Origin of the sequence: Desulfovermiculus halophilus DSM 18834 (genome assembly GCF_000620765.1) — a bacterium.
Taxonomy (GTDB): domain Bacteria; phylum Desulfobacterota; class Desulfovibrionia; order Desulfovibrionales; family Desulfothermaceae; genus Desulfovermiculus; species Desulfovermiculus halophilus.
On the sequence record NZ_JIAK01000019.1, the window covers coordinates 44,443 to 70,339 of the forward strand.

Here is a 25,897-nt window from a genome sequence, read left to right on the forward strand (position 1 = left end):
ATGCATTTCGACGATGGGGAAGTTCCCAGGGAGTACACGAGATATATCGGCCGCAAGATTCTGTTCATCCTGGCCCTGGTCCTGGCCCTGGCCGCGAGCCTGGTTGGGGCCGTATCCCTGGGATCGGCGGTGATCTCCTGGCCGGAGGTTCTCAAGGCACTGTTCCGGATTCCCACTGACCAGCGCTTTGAGATCATCATCTGGAATATCCGTCTGCCTCAGGCCCTGACCGCAATCGTGGCCGGTGCCGGACTGTCCGTGGCCGGAGCAGCCATGCAGTGCATCCTGCGCAACCCTCTCGGATCGCCCTTTACCCTGGGCATTTCTCATGCAGCGGCCTTTGGTGCGGCTTTATCCGTGATGCTTCTGGGCACAGGCTGGATGGAGGCAGGGCAGAGCGGGGCAGCAGTGATCAGCCCGGTGCTGACAACCCTGTGCGCGTTTTTGTTCAGCCTGGCTGCGGCCGGGGTGATTATTGCCATCTCCAGGCTGCGGGGAGCCACCCCGGAGGTTATGGTCCTGACCGGTGTGGCCCTGGGGGCCCTGTTCACGGCCGGAACCATGTTCCTGCAATACTTTGCCGACGATCAGGAGCTGGCGGCCATGGTCTTCTGGACCTTCGGGGATACCGGCCGGGCCGGCTGGGAAGAGCTGGGGCTCTTGGCGGCAGCCTGTGCCGCGTCCTCCCTGTTTTTCGTGGTCCAGGCCTGGAGCTACAATGCCATTGACGCCGGGGACGAGACGGCCAAAGGCCTGGGAGTGCGGGTGGAACGGGTGCGGATGATCGGGATGCTGGTAGCGTCCCTGCTCACAGCCGTCATCATTTCCTTTTTGGGCATCATCGGCTTTGTGGGCCTGGTGGTTCCGCATATGATCCGGCGGCTGATCGGCAGCGACCACCGCTTCCTGCTTCCCTCCTCCATTCTGGGGGGAGGGCTGCTTCTCCTGCTGTCGGATACTGCGGCCCGGCTGATCATTGCCCCCAATGTGCTGCCGGTCTCCGTGCTGACCGCCTTTTTGGGCGCCCCAGTGTTCATAGCCTTGATTATCCGAGGGAGAACCCGATGATCCTCCAGGTACAGGGACTTCGATTCGCTTACAACAGCACTCCGATATTGCGCCAGGTCAGCTTTGACGTTCGCCCCGGAGAGCTGCTGGCCATCCTGGGGCCGAACGGGGCGGGCAAGACCACCCTGCTCAAGTGTCTAAACGGCATCATGCGACCTGAGGGAGGATCGGTCCTGGTCCAGGAGCATGACGTCTATCGGCTGCGTCCCCTGCAGGTGGCCAAGACTATCGGCTATGTGGCCCAGCAGAGCGAGGCGTCCAGGCTGACAGTGTTCGACGCGGTGCTTATGGGCCGCAAACCCTATGTCCGCTGGTCGGTTTCCGACCACGATCTGAGCGTGGTGGATGCAGCCTTAAAGCGTCTGGATCTTCATCACTTGTCCCTGCGGCTCATCGATCAGCTCAGCGGAGGAGAGCTGCAAAAAGTCTCCATGGCCAGGGCCCTGGTTCAGGAACCCAGCCTTCTGCTCCTGGACGAGCCCACGAGTTCCCTGGATCTGAAGAATCAGATGGAGATCCTGGGTATCATCCGCCGGGTGGTCAGCGAGCATTACGTGGCCGGGGTGATGACCATGCACGATCTGAACTCCGCCCTGCGGTTTGCAGACAATGCCCTGCTGCTCAAGGAGGGAGAGATTTACTTCGCCGGGCCGGTCAGCCAGGTCACGGAAGAAATGGTGGAGGCAGTCTACGGTCTGGCGGTCCAGATCCACACTGTGGGCGGGCAGCCCCTGGTGGTGCCCAAGGCCGCATAGCCTCTGTCCAGGCCGTATCTACTCCGGATAGGCAGGGGGAATGGAGCTTTCGTCGGTGCCGGAGAGGAGATAGGCATAGATGCTGCCGTCAAGGCGCAGATACCCGTGCAGGGCTGTTGGTCCAACCCGTCTCCAGAGTGCGGTCTCCTCCGGGGTCAGGGGCCGCAAGGGGCCTTGGCGCTGGTCCTGGAACCAGCAGAGCACTCCCTCTTGATCATAGCGGGTACAAGCAGGGGGAAAGAAGCGTTGTTCCGGGTGGAGCATCGCGCAATCCCCCTGCTCTATACTTTCAATCTCCCGCCCGTCCCGTTCGTCCTCAGCACTTAGCTCCCGGCCCCATCTGACCTTGTTGATCAGGGACAGCAAGCGGTACAGCTCGTTGGCCCGCAAAATCACCTTCGGCCCGGTCCGCTCGGGGGATGCCTTGGACTCCATCCTCGCCTTGAGGTCCAGGATTCGTCCCTTGGCCGTGCTCATTTGTCCCTCTCTATGGCCCGATTGTCTGGGTGAGGCAGTGGAATCGCTGCTTCATGGTCCGGGGTTTTCCGGGAGCGCCAAAAACACAACCGCTGCCATAAGGCTCGTATCCCCCGCCAGATTTTGGGCAAAAGCCAGATCATGGCTCCCAGCAGCAAGGCCAGCAGGAAGCAGAAGGCCAGGGGATGGTTCAATGCGGTCCAGACCCCTGCCACCACCACTGCGTCCTCGGTCACGGAAAGGGCCGAGTTGGTGAACGGTTCAGGAGAAGAGTTGATTAAAAGACGGCCCGAGGCCTTGGTCAGATGGCTGCCGGCTGCCAGGCCGCCGCCGATTATAGCCGCCGCCACCTGGGCTGCCGGGCCTATCTCCATGCTGGCTGCCGCGGCCAGGACCGCAGCGGCCGGAATGCGGACAAAGCTGTGGATCACGTCCCAGCCGGTGTCCACTCCGGGAATCTTGTCCGCGAAAAACTCCACGGCATACATCAGGCCAGAGGCGTAGAGGACCATGGGGTGGGTGAGGATCTCCAAACCCGGAGGGAGCTGGGCATGGCCGGTCGCCCCCAGCAGCCCAAGGGTAAGCATGGCTGCGTAGAGGTTTATCCCGCTGGCCCAGGAGACCCCGAGGGTGAGGGCGATAATCTGTACCAGTCCTTGGGCCTGTTCCATGCATTACCTTCCCACGATATTGTCCATGCGCTGCTTCAGGTATCTGAGCAGGACAAGGCCGGCTTTTTCCGGGGCATCCTGGGCCTGAACCTCGGGCAGGAGCTCGTTGTTTTCCTCCTGGTCGCCGGAAGGCTCCAGAATGGACAGGACAAGGCTCGGCTTGTCCTGGATCATGTGCACGATCTCCTGCAGGTGGTGCGAATCGTCCTGACCAAGATCGCTTTTTTTGGTCTGCAGGGTCCAGAGCATGAGCTCCGGGGCCCCGATGGTCCCCTGATTCACCACCTGCCCTGCCTCTTCCAGCAGGCTGCGGCAGTGAACATTCAGAGGCCTGGTGCGTACCTTGGATAATTGGCGCAGGGAGATAGGGGATGTATGCATAGGATCTCCGGAATGAATCGATGGCGGATCAGAATCCCAGAGCGGCTATCCTCCGGGAGTCAGCTCTTGCTCGCACGGCTTGCTCCGCAGGCCATGGAGACAGCTCCCTCTCCGGTCCCGGGCAGGGCCAGGCGAGAGGGAGCTGGGTCTGGTTCTGATCACAAGTCTCATGCCTTGGCCTGAATCCGCTGTCGGAAAAAGCCCCCCTGAGTCATGGGCACCGCTGTCTCCCTTGAGGGGGATGTTCGGACCACGGGGCACGGCACTAGTCGTCAAAATCCCCGGCCGGACCCTTGTCGGCATCCAGGGTTTTGGCCCGCTGCACGATCTTTTCCCGGGTCCAGTCCTCCGGATCCTCGATCCGTTCCGCCTTGGGCCCCGGATCCGGTGATTTGGCGGTCAGGATGTCCTCGACAACCAGGGGAGCTGTGTCGTTGGCCTTGAACACGTCCGTGATCAGCCAGGCAGAAAAGTCGGCCACGGCCTGGATCATCCGGTCCCGGATCTCTTTGGGCTGGCCGAGGAGCTTGTTCTCGAACGGCAGATTCAGCTTTTTGTAGTCTCCGCCTTTGAGCCCTTTGTCTGCGGCATAGGCGGTTATCTCCTCCCACAGGGAGTCGCTCATGCCCTGGTCGGGCATCTTGATGAAGTTGCCCTGCTCGTCCTGGATGGCATTGCCGTAGTCGTTGACCTTGACCCCCCAGGAGATCATCTGCAGGGCAGTAGCCACATTGGCTTTTGTGGTCCTGGTTTTTTCAGCGATCTCCCGAAGATGCTCGGAGCTGTTTCCGGACGTTCCGTGCTGGGCCCCGGAGATCTGGTATGGGGCAAGTGCCTCGTGAATGCGCTGGGTGAGGCCGACATCGATATCATTGCCGGTAGCCTCCAGTCCGTGGGTCGATCCGTTGTTCAAGGCGATCCAGTCCGGGAAGATATTGTGGGCATTGAGCCCGCGGACGAGAAAGAGGGCCTCTTCAGGGGTGGACAAGCCGGCCTTGCCTTTGATCTCCCCGACCTCGGTCTCCAGTCCGGCCCATTCCGGGACCAGGGGGTTGAGATCGATGCTGGCCAAAAGGTTCTGATCGTCGGGCAGGTGGGAGGCGTCTATGGCAATAGAGGTAATCCCGGACTCGAACAGGGTGGGGATCTCGGTCTTGGCCGCGGCCAGGTCGGATTCCTTCTTGATCCCGTAGTGATCGGCATGCACAGCCACGGGAACAGTTATTCCCAGCTCATTGCAGGCCGCATCCACCTGCCGGGCGATATTCCACAGGCTGACTGGACAATAGGCGTTGGCCCCGCCCTCGCTCTTTGCGATTTCAATGATCAAGCAGGCGTTGGCCCGCTGGGCCCCGAGCAGGGCTCCCTTGAGCACAAAGCTGTTTCTGGCGTTGGCGGCCAGGCAGATGGCCTGCCCCTTGCGCAGCATGGCCCGGTCGATGTATTTGCCGCTGATAATCAGGGCCTTGGAGTTGGGAAAGAGGGTGCGTACATTCGGGGGGCGGCCGACTTGCAGGCACTGCTCGAAATCAGCCGTATTGATACCTGGTGATGACATACAAACCTCCGCAGGGTATTATGAATTGACTGCAGGGAATACGCTCCTATTGCTTTGCATATACCTGAAATCGGTTTGATCGTCTAGAATGGGCCCAAATAAGAGTCCTCCGTACGTTTCGAAAGGGACCTGCTGCCACAATCCGTAAATCGCCAGGGATGCTTGTCAAGAAGACAGAGCTGGAGGGAAACGGGGCCGGACATCGCCGGCCGGGTGCATGAACCATGGTTTAAAGGAGATTGCGTATGCCCATCTATGAGTTCTATTGTTCAGATTGCCACATGATCTTCAACTTCTTCAGCCCCAGGGTGGATACAACCTCCCGCCCGGACTGTCCCCGCTGCCGCCGAGCGGGCCTGGAGCGCAGGGCCTCGATGTTCTCCATCTCCAAGAACCGCAGCGAGGGGGAGCAGGACGGGATGCCGGATATCGACGAATCAAAGCTGGAGCAGGCCATGCAGATGATGGCCAGGGAGGCTGAGGGAATGGATGAAGACGACCCCCGCCAGGCGGCACAGATGATGAAAAGGCTGTGCTCTGCTACCGGCCTGGAGCTGGGCCCGGGCATGCAGGAAGCAATGCGCCGGCTGGAAGCCGGGGAAGACCCGGATCAGGTCGAGGCCGAGATGGGGGATGTTCTGGAAAACGACGAGCTGTTCACCATGGCCAGGAAAGGAGGGAGGATCTCCCGCCCGCCGAAGACCGACGACAGGATATACGACTTGTAGTCACCGCCAGACCCTGCGAGGCGAGGAGCTCTAGCAGTTCCGGAGCTGTCGTTCTGCGGTCTTGGGCTGAGGACCAGCTTGCATTGTCCGGGTTTTCGTTCTACCTTCTCCCGTCCGCAAGGACAGATCCTCAAGCCAGGATGCAAAACCAAACCGTTATTCGTGCAGGTGTGTGTGCGTACCCCATTTACTCCCAATCCGGCTCATCCCTTTCAGCTGGTCAAGTTTCTGTCCCTGAGTTCCCTGCTCCTGATCCTGGGCGCTTCGCTGTTCATGGTGGTGGTGATTGGCAATTACGCAGAGAGATCGGTCATGGCCAAGGATAAGGAATTTTCCCGTTTGTTGGCCGAGAATCTCAATCATCAGATATATCAAAGGTTCACTCTTCCGACTGTTTTGGGGTTCGGCAAGGTGGAGCTGAAAAACAAGGCCCAGTATGAACGGCTGGACCAGATCATCGAATACACGATCCATGGGTTCAAGATCCTCAAGCTGCGGATATACGATCTCAAGGGCCGGGTTTCCTATGCAGAAGACAAGGACTTGCTGGGCAAGGATGTTTTGGACCAGCGGGACATAGAGCCCGCCCTGGACGGAGAGACCAGGTATGTGGTCCAGAATACATCCCAATCCTGGTGGTCCTATCTGCGGCTCGACCTCCCCCCCCAGAGCTATGTGCTGAAAACCACCTTCCCCCTGCGCACAGAACAGAGTCTTTCCCCTGCGCATCAGGGGGTGATTATCGGCGTTTTGCAGTTCACCCAGGATATTACCGAGGACTATGAAAAGATACGCTCCTTTCAGGCCCTGGTCACCTCGGTCATCCTGGTTTCGGCCATGATCCTGTTCTTTCTCCTGTATGTCATTATCCGCCGGGCCGATCGGCTGCTTGGGGAGCGGATCCAGGAGAAGGAACGCCTGGAGCGGGAGCTGCATCAGAACGAGAAGCTGGCCAGCATGGGACGGATGCTGGCCAGCATCGCCCATGAGATCCGAAATCCGCTGGGCATCATTCAAAGCAGTGCCGAGCTGTTGGCCAAGCGGTCGGCCAAGGCCGAGGACACGGGGTACAACAGGCTTTCCCAGGCAATCTTTGATGAATCCAGGCGGCTGAGCAGAACGGTGAATGACTTTCTGGACTACGCCCGGCCGAAGGAACCGAAGATGAACCCGGTTTCCCTGGGCACAATTATTGGCCAGGCGGTTGAGTTTCTGGATCATGAGCTGACCAAGAGCGAGATCCGAATCGTGAACGACGTGCCCCAGACAGCCGTGGTCAGCGGGGACAAAGATCTGTTGTATCGGGCCATATACAATCTGCTGGCCAATGCCTGCCAGGCCATGCGCGGATCGGGCCGGATCACGGTTGAGTGGAACGAGGAACGCAGGGCGTTGACCATTGATGATCAAGGTCCGGGGTTTGATACAGACATGGATCAAAAATACGTGGAGCCGTTTTTCACCACCAAAGATACCGGCACCGGACTGGGCTTGGCCATAGTCTCCACCATCATAGGCAACCACCGGGCTGAGATGCATCTGGGCAAGAATCCCGACGGCGGGGGCCGGGTGGAAATTGTCTTTCCCCGGGATGCCCGGGAGGAAGGCAACGCGCAACCGAGCGGCACAGGACCAAAGACATAAGGAACTGCAATCATGCCTGCCCACATATTGGTCATCGACGATGAACAGAACTATCTGCTGCTTCTGGATACCCTGCTGGCAGACGAGGGCTACAGCCTGACCACGCTGCAGGATCCGGAGCTGGCCCTGGAGTACCTGGTGGAATCGGATGTGGATGTGGTCATCACGGACATGAAGATGCCCCGGGTCAGCGGTCAGGATGTTTTGGAGCACATAAAGAAGAACTACCCGCATATTCCGGTTCTGATCATGACCGCATACGGGAGCATCGACGGCGCGGTTCAGGCCATGCGTTGCGGGGCTTTTGACTATATCGCCAAGCCGTTTTCCAACGACGAGCTCCTGCTTTCGGTGCACAAGGCGGTGAAGATGAGCGAGGCGGAGCAGCAGAACCGTCTCCTCCGCCAAAGCCTGCAGGAGAAGCACGGCTCGCACAATATTATTGGCCGCAGCCAGGGAGTCCGTCAGATTCTGGATCTTGTGGCCCGGGTGGCGCCGAGCACAAGCAATGTCTTGATCACCGGGGAGTCCGGGACCGGGAAGGAGCTCATCGCCAAGGCCCTGCACTATGGATCAAACCGGCAGAACGGACCATTCATCTCGGTCAACTGCATGGCCCTGAACCCCGGAGTCATGGAAAGCGAGCTGTTCGGACACGAAAAGGGGTCGTTCACCGGAGCGACGGTGAAAAAGAGAGGCCGGTTTGAATTGGCCCATACCGGAACCCTGTTTTTGGATGAAATCGGAGAGCTGTCCTTTGATACGCAGGTCAAGCTGCTGCGGGTGATTCAGGAACACTCCTTTGAGCGGGTGGGGGGCAGTGAATCAATCCATGTGGACATCAGGCTGGTGGCGGCGACGAACAAGGATCTGCAGCAGGAAGTGGAGGAAGGAAGGTTCCGGGAAGATCTTTTTTATCGCTTGAACGTGGTCAATATCCACATCCCTCCCTTGCGGGAGCGGGTGGAGGACATCCCCCTGCTGGCAGCCCATTTTCTGCATACCTTCAGCCAGGAGAACAATAAGGATGTGCAGGGGTTTTCTCCCCAGGCCATGCAGGCCCTGACCGCGTATCATTGGCCGGGGAATGTGCGGCAGCTGGAGAACATCGTCGAGCGGTGCGTGGTCCTGGCCCGGGGGGCGACCATCGGACTGGAGGACCTGCCCGCTGAGTTCAAGGAAGAGTCCACTCAATACAAGAGCGCCGCAGATCTTTTGCCCACAGAGATTAATCTGGGGGAAACCCTGGAAAAGATTGAGGCCGCCCTCATCCGCAGGGCCCTGGTCCGCAGCAACTTCGTGCAGGTGAAGGCGGCGGAAACGCTGGGGATTTCCAAGAGCCTTTTGCAGTACAAGCTGAAAAAATACAATATTTCCGGAAAGCAGTAGCTTCATGCACGCATCAATTCAGGCCTTTGTCCAGGATCTGCAGGACATGGAGCAGGTGGGCCCGCATATTGTGCATCAGGAGGTGTTCCCCGGATCTCCTGCTGCTGTTCAGGACGTGCACGCACCGTGGCCTGCTGAGATCCAGTCCCTGCTTGAGACCATGCACATTCACGGCCTGTACTCCCACCAGGCCCGGGCCATTGATGCCGTCCGGAACGGACGGCACACAGTGATTGCTACGCCCACGGCCAGCGGCAAGAGCCTGATCTATTCCCTTCCTGTCCTGGAGCGGATTGCCAGGAATCCGATGAGCCGCTCCTTGTTCCTGTTTCCCCTCAAGGCCCTGGCCCAGGATCAACTGCGGGGCATAACGGATATGACCGCAGAGTGGACCGGCGCAGACAGACCCCGGGCCGCGGTGTACGACGGAGACACCCCTGCCCCTCAGCGGGCGGCGGTGCGCAGGCAGCTGCCGCATATGCTCTTGACCAACCCGGAGATGCTTCACCTCAGTCTTTTGTCCTCCCACCGGAAGTGGGCCGGATTGTGGTCCAACCTGGACTTTGTAGTCGTGGACGAGGTGCACACCTATCGGGGGGTGATGGGCTCGAATATGGCCTGGGTGTTTCGCCGCCTGCTGCGCATCTGCGCCGAGTACGGGGCCCGGCCGACCTTTGTGTTCTGCTCCGCCACCATCGGCAATCCGGGCCAACTGGCCCAGAATCTGACCGGGCTTCCGGTTCAGGTGGTGGAGAAGAGCGGAGCCCCCCAGGGACAGCGCTATTTCCTGTTCATCAATCCCTTGCACGGAGCGGCCCAAAGCGCCCTGCATCTGCTCCAGGCCAGCCTGGACAGGGGGTTGCGGACCATTGTCTATACCCAGTCCCGGAAGATGACCGAGCTCATCGCCCTGTGGGCCAAGCGGCGATGCCCGGAGCAGGCCAAGCGGATCAGCGCCTATCGCTCCGGCTTTCTTCCCCGGGAGCGCCGGGAGATCGAGGACATGATGAGCCAGGGGGAGATTCTGGCCGTGATCGCCACCAGTGCTCTGGAGCTGGGCATCGATATCGGAGGGCTGGATGTGTGTATCCTGGTCGGATACCCAGGTTCGATAATGGCCACCTGGCAGCGGGGAGGCCGGGTCGGACGCCAACAACAGGACAGTCTGGTCGCTCTGATCGGACACGAGGATAATCTGGACCAGTATTTCATGGCTCATCCCCAGCGCTTTTTTCAGCTCCCCCCGGAAGATGCTGTGATCAATCCGCACAATCCGGTGATTATGGATACCCATATCCAATGCGCCGCTTCGGATAAGGCCCTGCACAGAGAAGAGCCCATGCTGGCGGAATCCGGGGTTGAGGATGCGGTGTCCAGACTCCTGGACAGGGAGCTTCTGGGGCGGAGCAGGGACGGGCAATTGCTGTATGCCCTGGATCCTCAGGTGGCTGGCCGGGTCAATCTCCGGGGGTCGGGGCGGAATTTGAGCATTCTGGATCAGTCCCAGGGCAGAGTCATCGGGAGCATCGATCATTTCCGGGCCTGCCAGGAGACCCATCCCGGGGCGGTGTATCTGCACCGGGGAAAGACCTATGTCATTGAAGACCTGCAGGCCGAGAACGGTGCGGTTCTGGCCCGGCCGGACAAGGTGAACTACTATACCCGGGTGCGCACGGAAAAGGAGACCGAGATCCTTTCCCAGGAGGCAAGTGCCCAGATAGGGGAGGCCCAGGTTTCCTGCGGGCGTCTGCGGGTGACAGTGCACATAATCGGATACGAAAAGCGCCTGACCCGGGGCCACAGACTGGTGGACGTGGTTCCCCTGGATCTGGACCCCTTTGTGTTTGAAACCGATGGTCTCTGGCTGCAGATCAGCTCCGGGATACGGGAAAGGATCGAGGCTGAAAGCATGCATTTCATGGGCGGCATCCATGCCCTGGAGCACGCCATGATCGGGCTCATGCCCCTGCTGGTCCTGGCCGACCGCAATGACCTGGGCGGGATTGCCCAGCCCTATCATCAGGCTTTGGGAACGGCGGCGGTCTTTGTCTACGATGGTATTCCGGGCGGGGTTGGATTGACCAGGCAGGCCTTTACCAAGGTCCGCTCTCTCCTGGAGCAGACCCTGCACGCGGTGACAAGCTGTTCCTGTGAGGCCGGGTGCCCTGCCTGTGTGCACTCCCCGAAATGCGGGGCAGGAAATCGTCCCCTGGACAAGACTGCGGCGGTTCACATCCTCTCTTTGTGCCTTGGACGGTCGGTTTCAACGGGGCAGACCACAGGGGCCCGGGTACGGGAGGCCGGTGCAAGGCAGCAGAAGCTGGGCGGGTCAGAGCAGCAGGTGAGGTTTGCGGTCTTTGACCTGGAGACCCAGCGTTCGGCCCAGGAAGTGGGAGGATGGAACAGGGCCTCTGAGATGGGGGTCAGCGCCGCTGTGCTCTATGACAGCCAGAGCAAGGAATTCGTGCGCTATACCGAAGAGGAGGTCCCGAAGCTGATCAGTCAGCTGCACGAAGTGGACCTGGTGATTGGCTTTAATGTCCTTCGTTTTGACTACCAGGTGTTGCGCGCCTATACCCGCACCTCCCTCCAGCGCCTGCCCACCCTGGATCTTTTGCAGAGCATCAGGTCCCGTCTGGGCTATGGCCTGTCCTTGGATCATGTGGCCGGAGCCACCCTGGGGACATCGAAGATCGGCAACGGGATGCAGGCGGTGCGCTGGTGGAAGCAAGGAAAGATGGAGAAGCTCCTGGATTATTGCCAGGAGGATGTCGCCCTGACCCTGGGGCTGTATATGCACGGCCGGGACAACGGCCATATCCTGTTTCAGAACAAGGCCGGAAAGCTGGTCAAGCTGGCTGTGGATTGGCCGGGTCCGATCGAGAGGAAGGATAAGGGATGAGGGGGCTCAGTTCAGCACACGACAGTCCTGAACGTTATTGGGGTCTTCGACGTGGTCTGTGGATTTACTCTATGGGTGCGAAATGTTCTTTGCATTGCGCTCCCATACTTCCATCCGGCCCTCCCGCCGGGAGCGCGGGAGGGCCGGATGGGTCATGAATTCCGGGAAGAATCCTCAGGCCTGCAGCTCTTGGCGCAGGGCCCGGGAGACCTCTTTGGTCAGGGTGAGCACCTTTTGGGCGTGCTCAGCCGACAGTGACCCGGTTCCACAGCTGGGGGTGATCAGGGATTGGGCCAACAGCTTGCTGCGGTCTATGCCCAGTTCCACCAAGTGGTCAATCTTGGATTGAAGCTGAGAAAGCAGGGACTGGGCGGTCTCTCGGTCGATGTTTTCCGGCTCCAGGGTGGGGACGATTCCCCAGGCGATGATGCCGCCCCGGTCCAGGAATCTGGTCAGGTCCTGACTGAAGATGGCCAGCTTGTCGAAATAGGTATAGGCATCGAAGCTTAAGATGTCGGCCTTGGAATCCAGGATCACGGACCAGTCGGCGTTGGCGCAGACATGGACCCCGGCCAGCCCGTTGCGCTGATGGATCTGATCGATGATTTCATTCAGGCTGTCCAGGACGTCCTGCTTGGAGATGCTGATGAACTCAGAGGAGCCGAATCCGGCCAGGGCCGGTTCATCCAGAAAGAGGATCACCGGGACGTTGAACTGGCGCAAGTGTTCCACCTGCCAAGCTGCCTTCATGGCCAAGAGCTTGACCGCAGCGTCCCGGAGCTGATCGTCGTAGAAAACAGCCCGCTTGTCCTGATCCTTGACTCCGGTGGCAAAGGTAATCGGACCAGTTATCTGTCCCTTGACCGCAAAGAGCTCCGGACCGGAGTCCCTGAGCATCCGGATCAGGGTGGAAAAACCCTTGGCCCGTGCATCGTCGAGGACAAAGCGGGTCTGGTCCAGGGACTGTCCGCCCTCAGTCACCGCCATGTACTCTTCGTAGAAGGAGACCAGCTCGGATTCAAAGGATTCCGAGGAGGTATCCACGTACTCCCGCTCTTCGGACGTTGTGTGCCCGGGCATCCCCGGCAGGAATTGGGCCATCATCCCCTCCTGGCTGTAGACGGGGAGCTGGGCCCAGATGGGGATGTCCGGTGTAGCGTCCAGGATGAGCTCAGTTGCCTCGCGGTGATCCTCCAAAGGGATGCTGCCGATAAGCAGGGGACGGCAGAAGGGCAAAAATGCTGTCTGATTCATGGGATATCACCTCTTATCTCTCATTCCAGGGCATGGAATACAGATGAGTCGTGGGTTGCGCTATTTCTTGCGGAAATGGAAGATGCCCCAGGTGAGATGGGCATAGGTGCCCCCGAGGACCCAGTTCTTCAGACCTTCCTTCATGTGCTGGATATAGCCGTCGCTGACCCCGTTGGCTTTGAGCTCCTGTTCCCTGGCCGTGGTCTCTTCCAAGACCTTGGCGTAGTGGTTGACCAGCTGCTGGGGCTGGTTTTCGTAGCCGAGGACCTCCAGACCAACCTCTTCTGCGGTTTGGCAGTAGAAGCTGGGAGTTGCCAGGGATTCCAGGAAGATGCGCTTCAGGATGGGGTCCAGAAACTGCTGGTAGCAGTCCTCGGTCTGCATGGGGTCGGTGAAGATCATCTCCCCTCCGGGTTTTAGAACCCGGCCGGCCTCGGACAGGACCTGCCTGCGGTCCCCGCTGTGCAGGATGGCATCCTGAGACCAGATTAGATCAAAGGAGGCATCCGGCTTGGGGATGGATTCAAAGTTGCCGTCGATGACTTCAATCAGGTCGTCGACACCCTGCTCCGCGTTCATCTTTCGATGCCGCTCGTTTTCCACCTCGCTCAAGTTCAAGGCCACCGACCTGCATCCGTAGGTCTTGCTCAAATATCTGACGCTGCCGCCAATTCCGGCCCCCAGATCCAGGATCGTGGACTTGTCATTCAGGTAGGAGGCCAAGGCAGCCATTTTCTGCACCGTCCGCCGGCTGGCGTCGAAAATGCTGTCTTCAGGCAGACGGTAGGTGCCTATGTGCAGGTCCTCGCCTCCCCAAATGGTTGCGTAGAATATATCTGCATCGTGACTGTTGTAGTATTCCCTGGCTGTTTCCACGGCTTTTGATGTATCGCTCATAGCGGGTTTCCTCCTCTCTTGGCCTCCCTACTTGTAGGCGGAGGCGTATCGATCCCAGAACTGATCCACGGTAAACCGATGTTCCTGGGTGCCCTTGTGCTCGACGCAGAAGCTGGCGCAGGTGGCCCCTAGCTTTGCTGCCTCTGGAAGGTCCTTGTCCGTGCGCAGGCCCTTGATCAGCCCGGAGCGGAAGGCGTCCCCGCAACCGGTGGGATCCTGGGCGTCCTTGACCTTGACTGCTGGGATCCGCTGCTCCGAGTTTCGGTCGGTGACAATGCATCCTTCTTCACCCAGGGTGGTGACAATGGCTGAGCACAGATCGAGCAGGCCGTTCTTGTCCAGGCCGGTGGCTTCCATGATCAGGCTCAGCTCATAGTCGTTGGCGATCAGGATCCGGGAGCCCTGGATCATGGATGTGAGCTGGGCACCGGAAAAGGCCGGGATGTTCTGCCCCGGGTCGAAGATGAAGGGGATGCCCTTTTCCCGGTAGATTTCCGGGTATTTCTGCATGTCTTCCAGGTTTCCGGGGGAAACGATGGCCAACCCGGATCGGGTGTTGAATTCAGTGAACTGCCCGTTGGTGGACACGTTCATGGCCCCGGGATTAAAGGCCGTGATCTGGTTGTCGGAATGATCAGTAGTGATATAGGCACTGGCGGTCGGCGAATCTTGGACCACCTGGATCCCGTCCTGGCGTATTCCATGCTTGGTCAGCCATTTCTGGTAGCGCTCGAAGTCGCTGCCGGCGGTGGCTAAAATAGTGGCCTCCTCATCCAACAGGGCCAGGGAATAGGCGATATTCCCGGCTGTGCCCCCGAAGCGCTCCTCCAGGTCATTGACCAGGAAACAGACATTTAAGATGTGGAGCTTGTCGGGCAGGATATGGTTGGAGAATTTGTCCGGAAAATTCATGATCCGGTCATAGGCCAAGGAGCCGGAAATATATATGCTCATAGGTCTCTTCCCATGTTGGGGTGCAGGTTAATCGGGGTCATGCTCTGAGCCCAGAAGTCAAAAGGGACAGCGCCGCCCGTGATCTCGGCGGCGCTGTCCTTGCTGGGCTGTGCGGCTGGGCCTTAGCTGCCTAGACCTTGCAGGCTGTGCGCAGGTCCTTGGTTGCGTCGGTCTGCTCCCAGGAGAAGTTGGGGTTTTCCCGGCCGAAGTGACCGTAGCAGGAGGTGTCCTTGTAAATGGGCCGCTTCAGGTTCAGCCGCTCCAGAATGTAGTAGGGCCTGAGGTCGAAGACTTCCCGCACTGCGTTGGTCAGTGTGGTGTCGTCCACTTCGCCGGTGCCCCGGGCGGTGACCAGGACAGAAACCGGGTCGGCCATGCCGATGGCATAGGCCAGCTGCACCTCGCAGATCTCGGCCAGATCAGCGGCCACGACATTCTTGGCCACATAGCGGGCCATGTAGGCCGCGGAACGGTCCACCTTGGACGGGTCCTTGCCGGAGAAGGCACCGCCGCCGTGGCCGCCCATGCCGCCGTATGTATCCTGGATGATCTTCCGCCCGGTGACCCCGCAGTCCCCAAGGGGTCCGCCGACAACGAAGCGGCCGGTGGGGTTGATGAAGATGCGCAGCTTGTCGTCGATCAGGTCCTCGGGCAGGGTCTTGAGGATCACTTCCCGCTTGATTCCTTCCTTCAGGTCCTCATAGGAGACCTTGTCGTCGTGCTGGGAAGAGACAACCACATTGTCGATGCGCACCGGCCTGCCGTTTTCATACTCCATGGCCACCTGCGTTTTGCCGTCCGGACGCAGAAAGTCCAGGATCCCCTTCTTGCGGGTATAGGTCAGCCGGCGACTGAGCTTGTGGGCATAGTGAATGGGGGCGGGCATCAACGGTTCGGTTTCCTTGCAGGCGTAGCCGAACATCATGCCCTGGTCCCCGGCACCCTGTTCCTCGGGGCTCTTGCGGTCCACGCCCTGGGCGATGTCTGCGGACTGCTTGTCAATGGAGGAGATAACGGCGCATGTCTCCCAGTCGAAGCCCATGTCCGAGCTGTCGTAGCCGATTTCCTTGACTGTGTTTCTGGCAATCTGGGGAAAGTCGGCAAATCCGTTGGAGGTGATTTCCCCGGCCACAAAGACCAGGCCGGTGGTAACCAGGGTCTCGCAGGCGACCCGGGATTGGGGGTCTTGAACAATGAGGTTGTCCAGGATGGAGTCGGAGATCTTATCCGCCACCTTGTCTGGATGGCCTTCAGTTACTGATTCGGAAGTGAACATGTATTTTCCAGGGGTTCCAAACATCGTGTGCTCCTTCAGTTAGACGTTTGTTTTTCGGGCGCTCAGGCTGGTGAAGCCGTGCCCGAGAGAGTATGCATGGCCAGATGGGCCGTCCATGACATCAGCAACGAGATCTGGGCTGGCAGCATCCCTTTGCCGCCGGGGGAGAGTGAGGCTCTAAAGCCGGGGTGCATAGGCCGGCTTGAGATGGGGCGAAGGCTGAGGGCTCTATACTTCGTGTGTTCGTGCTGGATCCAGGTTGGGGTGGCTGGGTTTGAGCCAGCCTGTCCTGCTGCCTGCTCTCCTTCTGGCCCCACGATAGGGTGCAGACACAGCCCAGAAGAGTCTGCCAGGGCCCAAAGCCCTTCAAAATCAACCTGAATGTGAAGGCACTGTACAGACAGCGGAAAGCAATGTCAAGAAAAAGATATGCAAATATCAATTTATATTGATATGCCGTTCTCGGCTCGGGTCAATACGTATAGGACCAGGTTATGTACAATCCCTGGTGATCCGATCCGGCCCGGCTTTCAAAAGAGATGCGGGGAGTCAGCTGAATGTCCACCGTCACCCGGCCGGCATCGTCTTCCATGCCCTTTTCCACCTTAAAATAGATGTCCTCGGTCAGATACTTCCCGGCTCCCACGGTGACCCCTTGGGAGTCGGGATCATTGGACCCGGACTCGATGCTCAGCTCATCCAGACCCATGTTTTTCCGCAGACTGGTCATGAATCCTCCGCTCCCGCCGCTGGTCAGGGTGCGGACGGCCCAGGCCAGCTTGACCGCCTGCAAGGGGGTTATTTGGCTTAAGTTTCGGTTGAAGAGGATCCGGGCCAGGATCTCGTCTCGAGGCAAGGCGGGTTCGGAGCTCAGCTCGATGCTTGGCTCCGTGGCCTGCCCGGAGATGTTCACCTTGGCCAGGAGGTCGTTGACCTGGGTGCTGGCCACCAGCTTGAGTTCAGGCTGCGGCGGGAACCGGGACAAGAAGGTGATCCGTCCCTCATCCAGGCTGAATCGTTTGGTCAACAGGTCCAGATGTCCGCGCATGACCTGCACAAACCCGGAGATCTGAGGCTCAGAGGCTGCTCCCTGGATGCGGAGCTCCCCGTTCCATTCCGAGTCCAGCCCCCGGCCCCGGACGTAGCATCCACCGGGGATGTCCACGCGGATGTCCAGGGATGTGTTCTGGGCAAAGGACGGAGGGGCTTTGTCCTGAGTTTGCTTTTGTTCCTGTCTTTTTTCGCCCTCCCGGACAATGGTCAAGCCTTCCAGACCGGCCGGGGCCGGGTTGGGGATGCCGATATCCACCGGGAAGAGCTTGATGTCGCCCTGAATATCGGCCCCTGCTGTGGTTCCGCTCAGTCCGAGATTTCCGCTGATCCCCGCCGTGGCCGTATCCATCCGGACCAACTCAGCCTGGGAGAACTCTGTCTGCAGGCTGTAGGCGAGATCGGTGTCCGGGGCAAAGTCGCATGTCCCAGAGGCCCGGATGGTGCCGTCTTCGCCGTCTGTTGCTTCCAGCCGCTTCAGGCTGGCCTGATAGCCGCTGAGCTGTACGGCGGCCCGCAGATCCTGAAGCAGGGTTCCGGAGGAGTAGTTCTCCAAGCGGCCCTTTGTGAGCTCTATGCTGCCCTCCACCGGCGGCTGGGGCAGATTGCCCGAGGCCCGCAGGTCAAGGGTGACAATCCCGGCCAGGTCCTGGCCCTCCATGGGAAGAAAGGTGGACAGCAGGCCTAGGTCTATGCGGCCCTGGAGATCTGCGCTCAGGCTGTTGCCAAGGCGAAAGCCTGCCGGCTGCAAAGAGAGGGCCAGCGGCAGGTCCAGGTCGGCGTGCAGGTCCAGGTCCTCCCCTCCCTGGATCGCAATCCGGGTCGAGAGGTGCTTTGAGGCCACAGAACCGTCGGCCTGAATCTGCATGCCCGGCCGGTCTTCGGCCTGGCCCAGCTTTGAATAAAGCTCTGCTATCTTGAGATCATAGCGTATCCGGGGTTCAGCAAGAGAGCCAGATACCCGGGCTTGGAAATTGGCATTCCCGACCAGGCCAAAGCCGGGAGGCAGGGGGAGCAGGCTCAAGTCCAGCCCCTGGGCCCGGAGAGATCCCTGCACCGCGGTATCTTCGGTCTGAGCCGTGAGCCGGATCGTCCCCGGCCCAAGCCGCAGCTCAGGCCAGGAAAGACTGCCGCCGGCTGTATGGACTTCCGCCTGCACGGCCTGGACCCAGGAAAAGGGGAGATCACCATATCTGCCTTCACCCTGGGGCAAGGCAACCAGCAGGGTGTCTTCTTCCCGGCGTAAGCGGAAGGTGTTGACCAGCTCCAGGTCCTCCCCCAGAGAGCCGTTCATTTCCAGTCTGCCTGTGGCCAGGCCCTGGCTGCCCTTCGCCGTGAGGTTCAGGTTGTGCACCCGGTTGGTCCCGAAGGCGATCCGTTCTCCCCGAAGGGTCATGCTGCCTGCGAGGGTCTTGGGGTCCTCCAGTTCGGCCCGGAAATCAAGGGCGGCCACCCGGGCCCCGGCAGCCTCAAGATCCGTGATCCGTCCGGATGCGGAGAGTCTGGGTTCAGTCCATGGCCCGTTCAGGGAAGCGGAGAGGGAAAGCCCCCCCTGAACCGGAACCTGGAAAAAGGACTGCAGGGCTGCGGCCTGTTTAACCCGCAAGCGCAGATCGGCGAGCAGTTCCCGGGCCTTGGTGTCCAGCTCGGCTGAGGCCCGAAGAGTGCTTTGGGGGCCATCCAGGTCGAGGTCATCCAGGTGCATAACCCCGCCGGCAAAACGGATGCCGGAGCGAAGATGCAGCCTGTCTGTGTTCCGGGACAGTTTGAGGTCAAAATCTCCGTCCACTTCCGGGAGCTGGGGACGTATCTGGCCCGCGAAACCGGCCTTTAGCCGGCTGGGGCGTAAGCCGCTGCCGGTGAGATTATCCACCTGGACGGATATATCTGCGGCCGCGTCGCGCACCGTGCCGTTGAGCTGGCCGGCTGCGGTGACCTCCCCGGCGATATCCCCCAGGTCCAGGGCAGCCAGGTCCGGCCCCTGGAGCCGCCATGCAGCCGTCAGGTTCTGGTCTGCAAGTCCCAGGGCCCCCCGGGCAGTGAAGCCGATCTGCTGGCCAGAGATGCGCAGGGAGTCCAGGCTGAGCCGGTTGCCGGCCTGCAGGCCGAGGTCGGAATGCATGGTCAGCTCCGGTCCGATCAGTTTTCCGGCCGGGTGGGGAAGGCCCGTAAGCTCTGTGAGCCTGAGATCAAGGGCCAGATCCGGCCGGGAAAAACCGCCGCTTACGCCGAGGTCCAGGCTGGCCGCACCGGTCAGTGGCATGGGGAGCAAGGGCTGGAAGGATGCCAGATCCGGCAGGCGGACTGATCCTGAGACGTCCGCAGTGCGGGCCTTAAGGTCTGATCGGCCCTGGAGATCGATCCGGGCCAGCCGGGACGAAAGGCGCAGCCTGCTCAGCTCAATCCGGCTCAGGCTCTGGTCGGCCTCGGCGTGGAGCTGGAGATCAATCCGGTCCAGCTCCGGTGCGAGCGGGGACAGACCGGGGGGGAGAAGTGGGGTGGGAAAGATTTCGGCTCCGGCGGTAACCTCAAATCGTTTCCGGCCCAGGTTCAGGTCCAGCTGGGCAGCGGCAAGGGAGGTCTCCGCCAGGTTCATGCCCACCGTGCCAGACCAGTTAGCAAGCGGACCTGATCCGCGGACATCCACTCTGAGAGGCTCGGAGATGGGCAGCCCGAGGCGGCCCAGAGCCAGACCATCGGGCCGGTCTTGAAAGCTCAGGTCCAGCTCCAGCCGGGAATCCTGTCCGTGCATCCCGGCTGCTGCCTGAAGCATCAGCCCAGGTGTGTCCAGCTCTTGCACAGAGCAGTTAAGATCCCAATCGGATGCGGACTGGGCCGCAGCCTGTATATCCATTGAGAGCTCGGCTCTTTGGCCGAGGAGTTCTTGGCCCAGGGACAGGCGGTCCACAACGAGCTTGCGGACATACAGGGGAACCGGGGATGAGAAGTGGCCCCCTGCTTCTGTTTCACTTTGCTCTGGGACCTGGTCCTGCCCGGGGGGGATCTCCGGCAGGCGGGTGAAGGAACACTTTTGAACACTGAGCAGATCGATGCCCGGGCCCCCTTGGCTCAGGCTCCAGGGCCGCAGGTCCAGCTTCAGGCGGTGTATATCTATAAACTCGCCCCTGGCATCTGAGCAGGTCAGCCGGTCCACCCTGATCTGAAAGGGGAGCAGGCCGTGGAGATTTTTGATTTCTACATTCAGCCCGCCTGGATCGAGGGTGTTCACTGTGCGGGTGATGAAGTCCTTGACCGGTGAGGTCTGCAGGGCCGTGAACAGAATCAGCAACAGGGCCAAAGGCAGGGCCAGGGCCAGGATGAGCAGCTTATTCCAGGGCAATGCAGTGATCTTCATATTTGATGCACGGGCTGTTGATGGGGAGCTAAAAGGCCTGTCCCAGGCTTATGTACAGATGGTAGGTGTCGTCAATGTGCTGGTGAGAGGTCAGGGGGAAGGCAATGTCCAGGCGCAGAGGTCCGATGCCAGTGTAGTAGCGCAGTCCGCAGCCGGCCCCCCAGTACAGCTTGTCTCCGGGATCAGGCACGGTGGATTCATAGGCGTTTCCGGCGTCCACAAAGGCGGCGCTTCCGATGCTCTCAGTCCACTTCCAGCGAAGCTCGGCCGAGGTCTCCAGCAGGGACCTGCCCCCGTAAGGGTCTCCGTCTTCATACGGTCCCAGCTCGTGATAGGGATAGCCCCGGACTGAGCCCCCTCCGCCGGCATACCAGCGCTCATCTGCAGGGATCTCTGAGGTGCTGGATGCATTGATGATCCCCACCTTTCCCCGCAGGGCCAGGACGGCCCGCCCGGATTCCGGCAGGAGGTCGAAATACCAGCGGGAGCCCAGACTGGATTTAAACATGGAGAAGGTGTCTCCGAAGGGGGCAAACATGGGCGTCAGGTGCAGGCTATGAGTGCTGCCTTGTGCCGGGTCCAGCGGATCGTCCCGGCTGTCCCAGGTGGCAAAGGCGGGAACGGAGAACTGGTGGTAGGTCTGCTCCTCTTGGGAATCTTCAACCCGGCTTCCTTTGTAGCCCAATCCGCCCCCCAGGCGCAAATGTGGGTGAATCTGGCGCTCCAGGTGGGCCGAGGCCCTGCCCCCGGTACTGGTGTAGGCCTGGATGTCCTCCCGAAAGATCGCGCTCTGGAGCACGAGATCCAGATCCCAGGGAGTAAAGTTCTCCTGGGTGTACTCCCCGAGCAGTTCCTGCCTAAGCGGTGAAACTTCCAGGCTGAACAAGAGATTGCGGCCCCGGCCCCAGAGATTTTTGTGCTCCCAGGAAGCCGATCCCTGGGGCCCGGTGTCCGTCTCGTAGCCCAGTCGAAACCGGATCTGCTTGTGATCCACTTCATTGACCTGCAGGGTCATGGGCAGCTGCCCCTGCTCGTCGACGTGGTCGGCGTGCTCCACCCGGGCCAGATTGAAAAGCCCGGTCTGGATCAGGGAGTTCTGCAGATCCCTGACCTGCTCCGGGTCATATCGCTCGCCCCGGCTCCAGGGGATCTTGTCCCGGACATAGTCCGCATCGACCTGTTCAAGGCCCTGGATGCTGAGCGGTCCGAAGCTGGCAAGGGGACCGGGGGAGAGGACATAGACCAGGTCCACTGTCTTTTGTTTCGAGTTCAGGTGAACCTGCGGAGGCTGGGCAGAGCCCAAGATATACCCTTGGGAATGAAGCGCAGACAGGATGGCCGATCTGGCGCTGCGGATCGCATCGGCCTTGGCCGGGGCTTGTCGGTCCAAGCCCAGTTCGGCTCGGTCCGGCAGGCGGATTTTTTCGGAAAGCTCCTGATGCTTGCCTGTAATGTGCACGGTGTGGACCGTATACATTGGACCGGGATGGACCTGAAAGACAACCTGCACCGGCTGACCGGACGTTTTGGATTCTAACCGGGCCTCAATCCGGGCGTCGAAATCCCCTTGGGCCTTGAGCACATCCCTCATCCGGGGCAGGTCGGCATTGATCCTGCGGCGCAACAGTCCGGTTGTGGCCGGTGGATCGTCCTGCTTTTGAACAGTGCGGGAGACCTGGCGGACTTGGGCAATAAACGGAGAGTCTTCCGGATTCTTCAGCTCAACCGAATACTGGACCTTGAGGTCCGCGGCCATGACGGGGGGCAGGCAGGCAAAGAGCAAAAAAAAACGCCACAGAAGATCAGGACAGTGCCGGGCCGGGAGAGTAGAATCCCTTCAGGGGCAAAGGGCCTGGAGGGCCGGCCGCCAGACAACGGCCGAGGGGGACTGATCCGGTCAGAGATGGATATGAGGATCACCATCGGAGCTCCAGGAGGGAACAGGGGGAACACAATCAGTCGGAACTTAGATTCGCGGACATTGCTTCCAGATGAGCCGTGGGCGCCGTGTCCGCCTTTTGGCGCAGGATATCATAATAGGAAAAAATACGCTTCACATAACGGACCGGTTCCGTGCCGCGAGCGTACCCGTACCTGGTCTGGGAATAATACTTCGGCTTGCGGAGCAAGGGAAGTGTTTTTTGCATCGAGGACCAGGCATTGGGTTCCAGCCCCTGCTTTCGGGCCAGGCGCTGCGCATCGCGGACATGGCCGTAGCCTATGTTGTAGCTGGCCAGGGCGAACCGGATGCGCTGCTCATGCTCTAGGATATGATCGAAGCGCTTGTATTGCCGAAAGAGGTACTTGACCCCGGCGTGGATGCTCTGCTGCGGATGCAAGCGGTTGGAAATGCCCATTTCCCTGGCGGTGTCCTGGGTGACCTGCATCAGGCCCTGCACCCCGGTATAGCTGGTGGCATGGGGATCGAAGTGCGACTCCTGATAGATAACGGCAGCGATCAGCCGCCAGTCGAATCCGTATTCGCTGGCCTCTTTTTTGATCGTGGATTCATATTTGGGAAGTCTGGTCTCAATGCGCTGATGAAATTTCTTCACATCCACGTAGTCAAAAATCGAGGCCGAGGCGTAATAGCGCTGATAAATGCGGGCAAAGGTCCCGTCTTCCTGGGCCGAGGCCAAAAAATCGTTTATGGCCTTGCGCAGGGTGTGATCCGTCTGGCGGACACCCCAGCCCAGGCTCTGTTTTTCGGAGATGGGAAAGGCCATGCGGACGTCCGGATAATAGCGGCGATTGAGCTGAGCGATATTAGAGTCGGCCACAGTCAGTTGGATATCCTTGTTCGCCACCAGGCGGATGAACTCCTCGGTGGGCACGTTGTCATGCACCTTGATATTCAGCTCCACCCCTTGCTCCCGCAGTTCCTGCAGCCTGCGCTGATAGGAAGTGTGCCTGCGGATATGAATGGTCAGGCCGGCCAGATCATCCAGATCCTGGAGTCCGGCTCGATCCTTGTGGGCGATGACCATTTGCTGCACGTTCATATAGGGAACTGAAAAGGCTATTTTCTTTTTTCTTTGTTCAGTAATGGTCATCCCGGCGGCAATAATATCTCCAGCCTCCCGCTGCAGGGACGGGATGAGCCTGCTCCAGGACGGGGTGGACACACGCAGGTCGACACCGAGTCGGCTGGCAAAGGCCCGGGCCAGATCGTACTCAAAGCCCATGGGGCTTTCCCGATAGATGTAATAGGAGTTGGCGTTGTTCTGGGTCAGGATGGTCAGCTGCTCGTTGATCAGGATCTTCTGCAGGGTGTTCAGGCGGCCAAGCTGGGTGGGCCGCCACTGGGCATGCAGAAGCCCTCTGTCCTCACAGGAGGGTAGGACAGTCAGGACCAAAACACAGAACACAAGCACGACGAGCGGCTCGGGGAAAGGAGCTGAAGGCGCGGCCTGCAAAGCCGGTGGATGCAATCGCAAACATGGTCTCCTCGTTGCAGTCGGGGATGCAGTCCAGTTTCGCCTCTATTACTGCCTGAAAACGTTGATTATGTAAAGCTAAGCAGCTACAGGAGGGGAGAGGGCCGGATCAGACCGCGATGGAGGCGGAAAAGAAATACTCCCCAAACGGGGTGGCCGGATTCGGAGGATGCATGCTGATCATCCGACCCAGGCCCGGATTTTGCTCCAGCACTGTGCGGATCAGACCGTCGTTTTCCTCAGGGTTTATGGTGCAGCTGATATACACAAGGCGTCCCCCCCGGGGCAGGACGGTCAGGCAGGAAGTGAGCAGGCGGGTCTGAAGACGGATCAGGTTGTCCAGATCCCGGGGCGCTCTTTTGGCTTTGATGTCCGGCCTCCGGCTGAGCACGCCGAGTCCGGAGCAGGGCACATCGAGAAGAATGGTCTGCGGACGCCTTCCCCACGGCGGTTTGGCGGCGTCGGCGGCACAGAGGGGGATTTCGGGGAGGTGAAGCCTGGCCAGCTCCCGACGGCAGGCGGCGACCTTATGGGTATGGACATCGCTGGCCCACAGGCCGGTGCATCCTGATTCCAGCAGGTGGCCGGTCTTCAGACCTCTTCCGGCGCATGCGTCCCAGACGGGCCGGGACCAGCCCCGGGGATGTTCCTGGTCCAAAGCAATCTGGGCGGCCAGGCTCTGCCGGGTAATCAGGCCCTGTTTTTCATGGCCGCGAATCTCCCGGTCCGCAACGGATCTTTGGGCCAAGCCGCGAGAGGTACAGGCAATCACAGATTCCTGGGCGGCCAATCGGCTGTACAGTTCAGACCATCCCGGAACCCAGGGGTTAAAACGCAGACCAACCGGGGGCGGAGCCAGGCTGGATGCCAGGACGGCCTCTGCATGCTCGGCACTAAAGGCCTGCAGGCACAGGCCGACCATCCAGGCCGGACAGGCGTAGTAGCGGCCCAGGAATGTCGACCAGTCCGGGTTGTCCCGGGCGTAGAACTCCCGGCCGATGAGTTCGTTTTTTTCGCGGCAGACACGACGCAGGACTGCATTGGCCAGCCCGCCCAGCTTGGATGAAAAGCCTTTCTTGATCTGCTGGACATACCAATGGACAGTGGCATACTCCGGAACCCGGTCCAGAAAACAGATCTCATAGATCCCCAGGCAAATGGCCGTGGTGACCTGCCTGGGCAGGGAATCCTGGTTGCGGGTCAAGAAAGAGCCCAGGATATGCTCCAGTCTGAGCTTATAGCGGAAATACCCGTAGGCCAGCTGGGTAACCAGGTGGCGATCCGGATCGGACACCGGCCGTGAGGTCAGGCAGGCATTCAGCGCGGCCTGCAGCTCATCGCCTCTGAGGGTTGTTTCGATGACCTGTAAGGCCAATCTGCGGGGAGAAGGGGATTTGGAGCTGGACATAGCGTGTAATCAGCTCGCTTCGCCATTTGTTGAGCGGGTGCAGAGGAAATAGAGCAGCCAGTACCTGACCTGGCTCAGATCCACATTGGTGTCCAGACAGGGGCCGTTGGGCCGCTGGTTGAGGATGCCGAAAACTGGCAGCGGGTAGGTGTCCTGGATGCCGGAGGCCAGATCCCGTTCACAGGCCACGGCCAGAATGAGCCGGGGACGGCTTTGGACCACGATCCGTCTGGCAATGGTCCCGCCGGTGGCAATGGCCAGATGGATGCCGAATTCTTCGCTGAGGGCCAAAAGTCCGGCAATCGGGCATTCCCCGCAACGCCGGCAGTTGTGAATGTTATAGGTCAAACGGTTCAACTTTCGGGGCTAAAGATAGATTCCTTGCTGCCTTCAACTAATTGATGTTTTGAGATATTTTTTATTGAAGGATCCTTTCTCTTTGTGTATAATGTCGTTACGACGCAACAAAAACACAAAAAAGGAGAAAGGATCCAAATGCAGGCTAAAGATTTTATCCATGAGGGTCAAGTTGATGAGTGCAAGGCCAATCGCATTGACCATTTCTTCTCCTCATTTAATATAGCGACGATTTTGAACAGATGTCGAATACGTAAAGCTAAGGGTTTTGCAGCAAAAGATATATTTTTTACACTTTTCGCAGTCTCTTTCTTTGGAAAAGATTTTTACCATGAC

General features: G+C 59.7%; 19 protein-coding genes and 1 pseudogene. 7 read left to right on the forward strand and 13 right to left on the reverse strand.

Annotated features, from left to right (window positions below; genetic code table 11):
* Nucleotides 1-1,068, forward strand: coding sequence for a FecCD family ABC transporter permease (locus tag N902_RS0110120; protein WP_027370841.1), 1,068 nt, complete (start codon nt 1-3; stop codon nt 1,066-1,068).
* Nucleotides 1,065-1,823 carry an ABC transporter ATP-binding protein gene (locus N902_RS0110125; protein WP_027370842.1) on the forward strand — a complete coding sequence of 253 codons (759 nt, stop codon included), beginning with the start codon at nt 1,065-1,067 and terminating at the stop codon, nt 1,821-1,823. Before N902_RS0110120 ends, N902_RS0110125 begins: the two co-directional genes overlap by 4 nt.
* Nucleotides 1,824-1,841: 18 nt before the next feature.
* Here the strand turns inward: N902_RS0110125 and N902_RS0110130 are convergent, their stop codons facing one another.
* The 4 genes from N902_RS0110130 to N902_RS0110145 all read right to left on the reverse strand — a co-directional run bounded on the left by N902_RS0110130 (nt 1,842) and on the right by N902_RS0110145 (nt 4,910).
* Nucleotides 1,842-2,300 (reverse strand): hypothetical protein, encoded by a 459-nt coding sequence (locus N902_RS0110130; RefSeq protein ID WP_027370843.1) that lies wholly within the window; start codon nt 2,298-2,300, stop codon nt 1,842-1,844.
* Nucleotides 2,297-2,971: a DUF4126 domain-containing protein gene (locus N902_RS17380; protein WP_051564496.1), complete on the reverse strand. Its 675-nt coding sequence runs from the start codon at nt 2,969-2,971 to the stop codon at nt 2,297-2,299. The genes N902_RS0110130 and N902_RS17380 overlap by 4 nt, the downstream gene beginning before the upstream one ends.
* A gap of 3 nt (nt 2,972-2,974) precedes the next feature.
* A complete protein-coding gene (locus N902_RS0110140; protein WP_027370844.1) occupies nt 2,975-3,352 on the reverse strand; it encodes a hypothetical protein in 378 nt (125 codons plus the stop codon).
* Between the two features lie 265 nt (nt 3,353-3,617).
* Complete coding sequence (locus N902_RS0110145) at nt 3,618-4,910, reverse strand: class II fructose-bisphosphate aldolase (protein WP_027370845.1); 1,293 nt, start codon at nt 4,908-4,910, stop codon at nt 3,618-3,620.
* Nucleotides 4,911-5,155: 245 nt separating this feature from the next.
* Between N902_RS0110145 and N902_RS0110150 the strand changes: the two genes are divergently transcribed.
* The 4 genes from N902_RS0110150 (at nt 5,156) to N902_RS0110165 (ending at nt 11,573) form a co-directional block, all read left to right on the forward strand.
* A complete protein-coding gene (locus tag N902_RS0110150; protein ID WP_027370846.1) occupies nt 5,156-5,638 on the forward strand; it encodes an FmdB family zinc ribbon protein in 483 nt (160 codons plus the stop codon).
* Nucleotides 5,639-5,812: 174 nt separating this feature from the next.
* Entirely contained in the window at nt 5,813-7,282 is a 1,470-nt protein-coding gene (locus tag N902_RS17385) for a sensor histidine kinase (RefSeq protein WP_051564497.1), read from the forward strand.
* Between the two features lie 12 nt (nt 7,283-7,294).
* On the forward strand, nt 7,295-8,671 hold the full coding sequence (locus tag N902_RS0110160; RefSeq protein ID WP_027370847.1) for a sigma-54-dependent transcriptional regulator: 1,377 nt from the start codon (nt 7,295-7,297) through the stop codon (nt 8,669-8,671).
* A gap of 4 nt (nt 8,672-8,675) precedes the next feature.
* Nucleotides 8,676-11,573 (forward strand): DEAD/DEAH box helicase, encoded by a 2,898-nt coding sequence (locus tag N902_RS0110165; RefSeq protein WP_027370848.1) that lies wholly within the window; start codon nt 8,676-8,678, stop codon nt 11,571-11,573.
* A gap of 174 nt (nt 11,574-11,747) precedes the next feature.
* Here N902_RS0110165 and N902_RS0110170 read toward each other — a convergent pair whose 3' ends face one another.
* From N902_RS0110170 to N902_RS0110210, 9 genes and pseudogenes are all read right to left on the reverse strand, one after another.
* Nucleotides 11,748-12,827: a uroporphyrinogen decarboxylase/cobalamine-independent methonine synthase family protein gene (locus tag N902_RS0110170; protein WP_027370849.1), complete on the reverse strand. Its 1,080-nt coding sequence runs from the start codon at nt 12,825-12,827 to the stop codon at nt 11,748-11,750.
* A 60-nt stretch (nt 12,828-12,887) separates the two neighbouring features.
* Complete coding sequence (locus N902_RS0110175; protein WP_027370850.1) at nt 12,888-13,724, reverse strand: methyltransferase domain-containing protein; 837 nt, start codon at nt 13,722-13,724, stop codon at nt 12,888-12,890.
* Nucleotides 13,725-13,751: 27 nt separating this feature from the next.
* Complete coding sequence (locus N902_RS0110180) at nt 13,752-14,678, reverse strand: carbohydrate kinase family protein (protein ID WP_027370851.1); 927 nt, start codon at nt 14,676-14,678, stop codon at nt 13,752-13,754.
* 130 nt (nt 14,679-14,808) lie between these two features.
* Nucleotides 14,809-15,978 carry a methionine adenosyltransferase gene (metK, locus tag N902_RS0110185; protein WP_027370852.1) on the reverse strand — a complete coding sequence of 390 codons (1,170 nt, stop codon included), beginning with the start codon at nt 15,976-15,978 and terminating at the stop codon, nt 14,809-14,811.
* Between the two features lie 448 nt (nt 15,979-16,426).
* Complete coding sequence (locus N902_RS0110190; RefSeq protein WP_027370853.1) at nt 16,427-20,359, reverse strand: translocation/assembly module TamB domain-containing protein; 3,933 nt, start codon at nt 20,357-20,359, stop codon at nt 16,427-16,429.
* A 28-nt stretch (nt 20,360-20,387) separates the two neighbouring features.
* Nucleotides 20,388-22,142 carry an autotransporter assembly complex protein TamA gene (locus N902_RS0110195; RefSeq protein ID WP_027370854.1) on the reverse strand — a complete coding sequence of 585 codons (1,755 nt, stop codon included), beginning with the start codon at nt 22,140-22,142 and terminating at the stop codon, nt 20,388-20,390.
* Nucleotides 22,143-22,314: 172 nt separating this feature from the next.
* A complete protein-coding gene (gene mltF / locus N902_RS17390; RefSeq protein ID WP_208596304.1) occupies nt 22,315-23,796 on the reverse strand; it encodes a membrane-bound lytic murein transglycosylase MltF in 1,482 nt (493 codons plus the stop codon).
* 109 nt (nt 23,797-23,905) lie between these two features.
* Nucleotides 23,906-25,204 carry an RsmB/NOP family class I SAM-dependent RNA methyltransferase gene (locus tag N902_RS0110205; RefSeq protein WP_027370855.1) on the reverse strand — a complete coding sequence of 433 codons (1,299 nt, stop codon included), beginning with the start codon at nt 25,202-25,204 and terminating at the stop codon, nt 23,906-23,908.
* Between the two features lie 9 nt (nt 25,205-25,213).
* Nucleotides 25,214-25,558, reverse strand: a pseudogene (locus tag N902_RS0110210) (DUF116 domain-containing protein); the annotation flags it as partial.
* Nucleotides 25,559-25,699: 141 nt separating this feature from the next.
* On the opposite strand from N902_RS0110210, the gene N902_RS20180 reads away from it, so the two are divergent.
* Nucleotides 25,700-25,897: hypothetical protein (locus N902_RS20180; protein WP_208596305.1), on the forward strand; the 198-nt coding region annotated here is incomplete at its 3' end.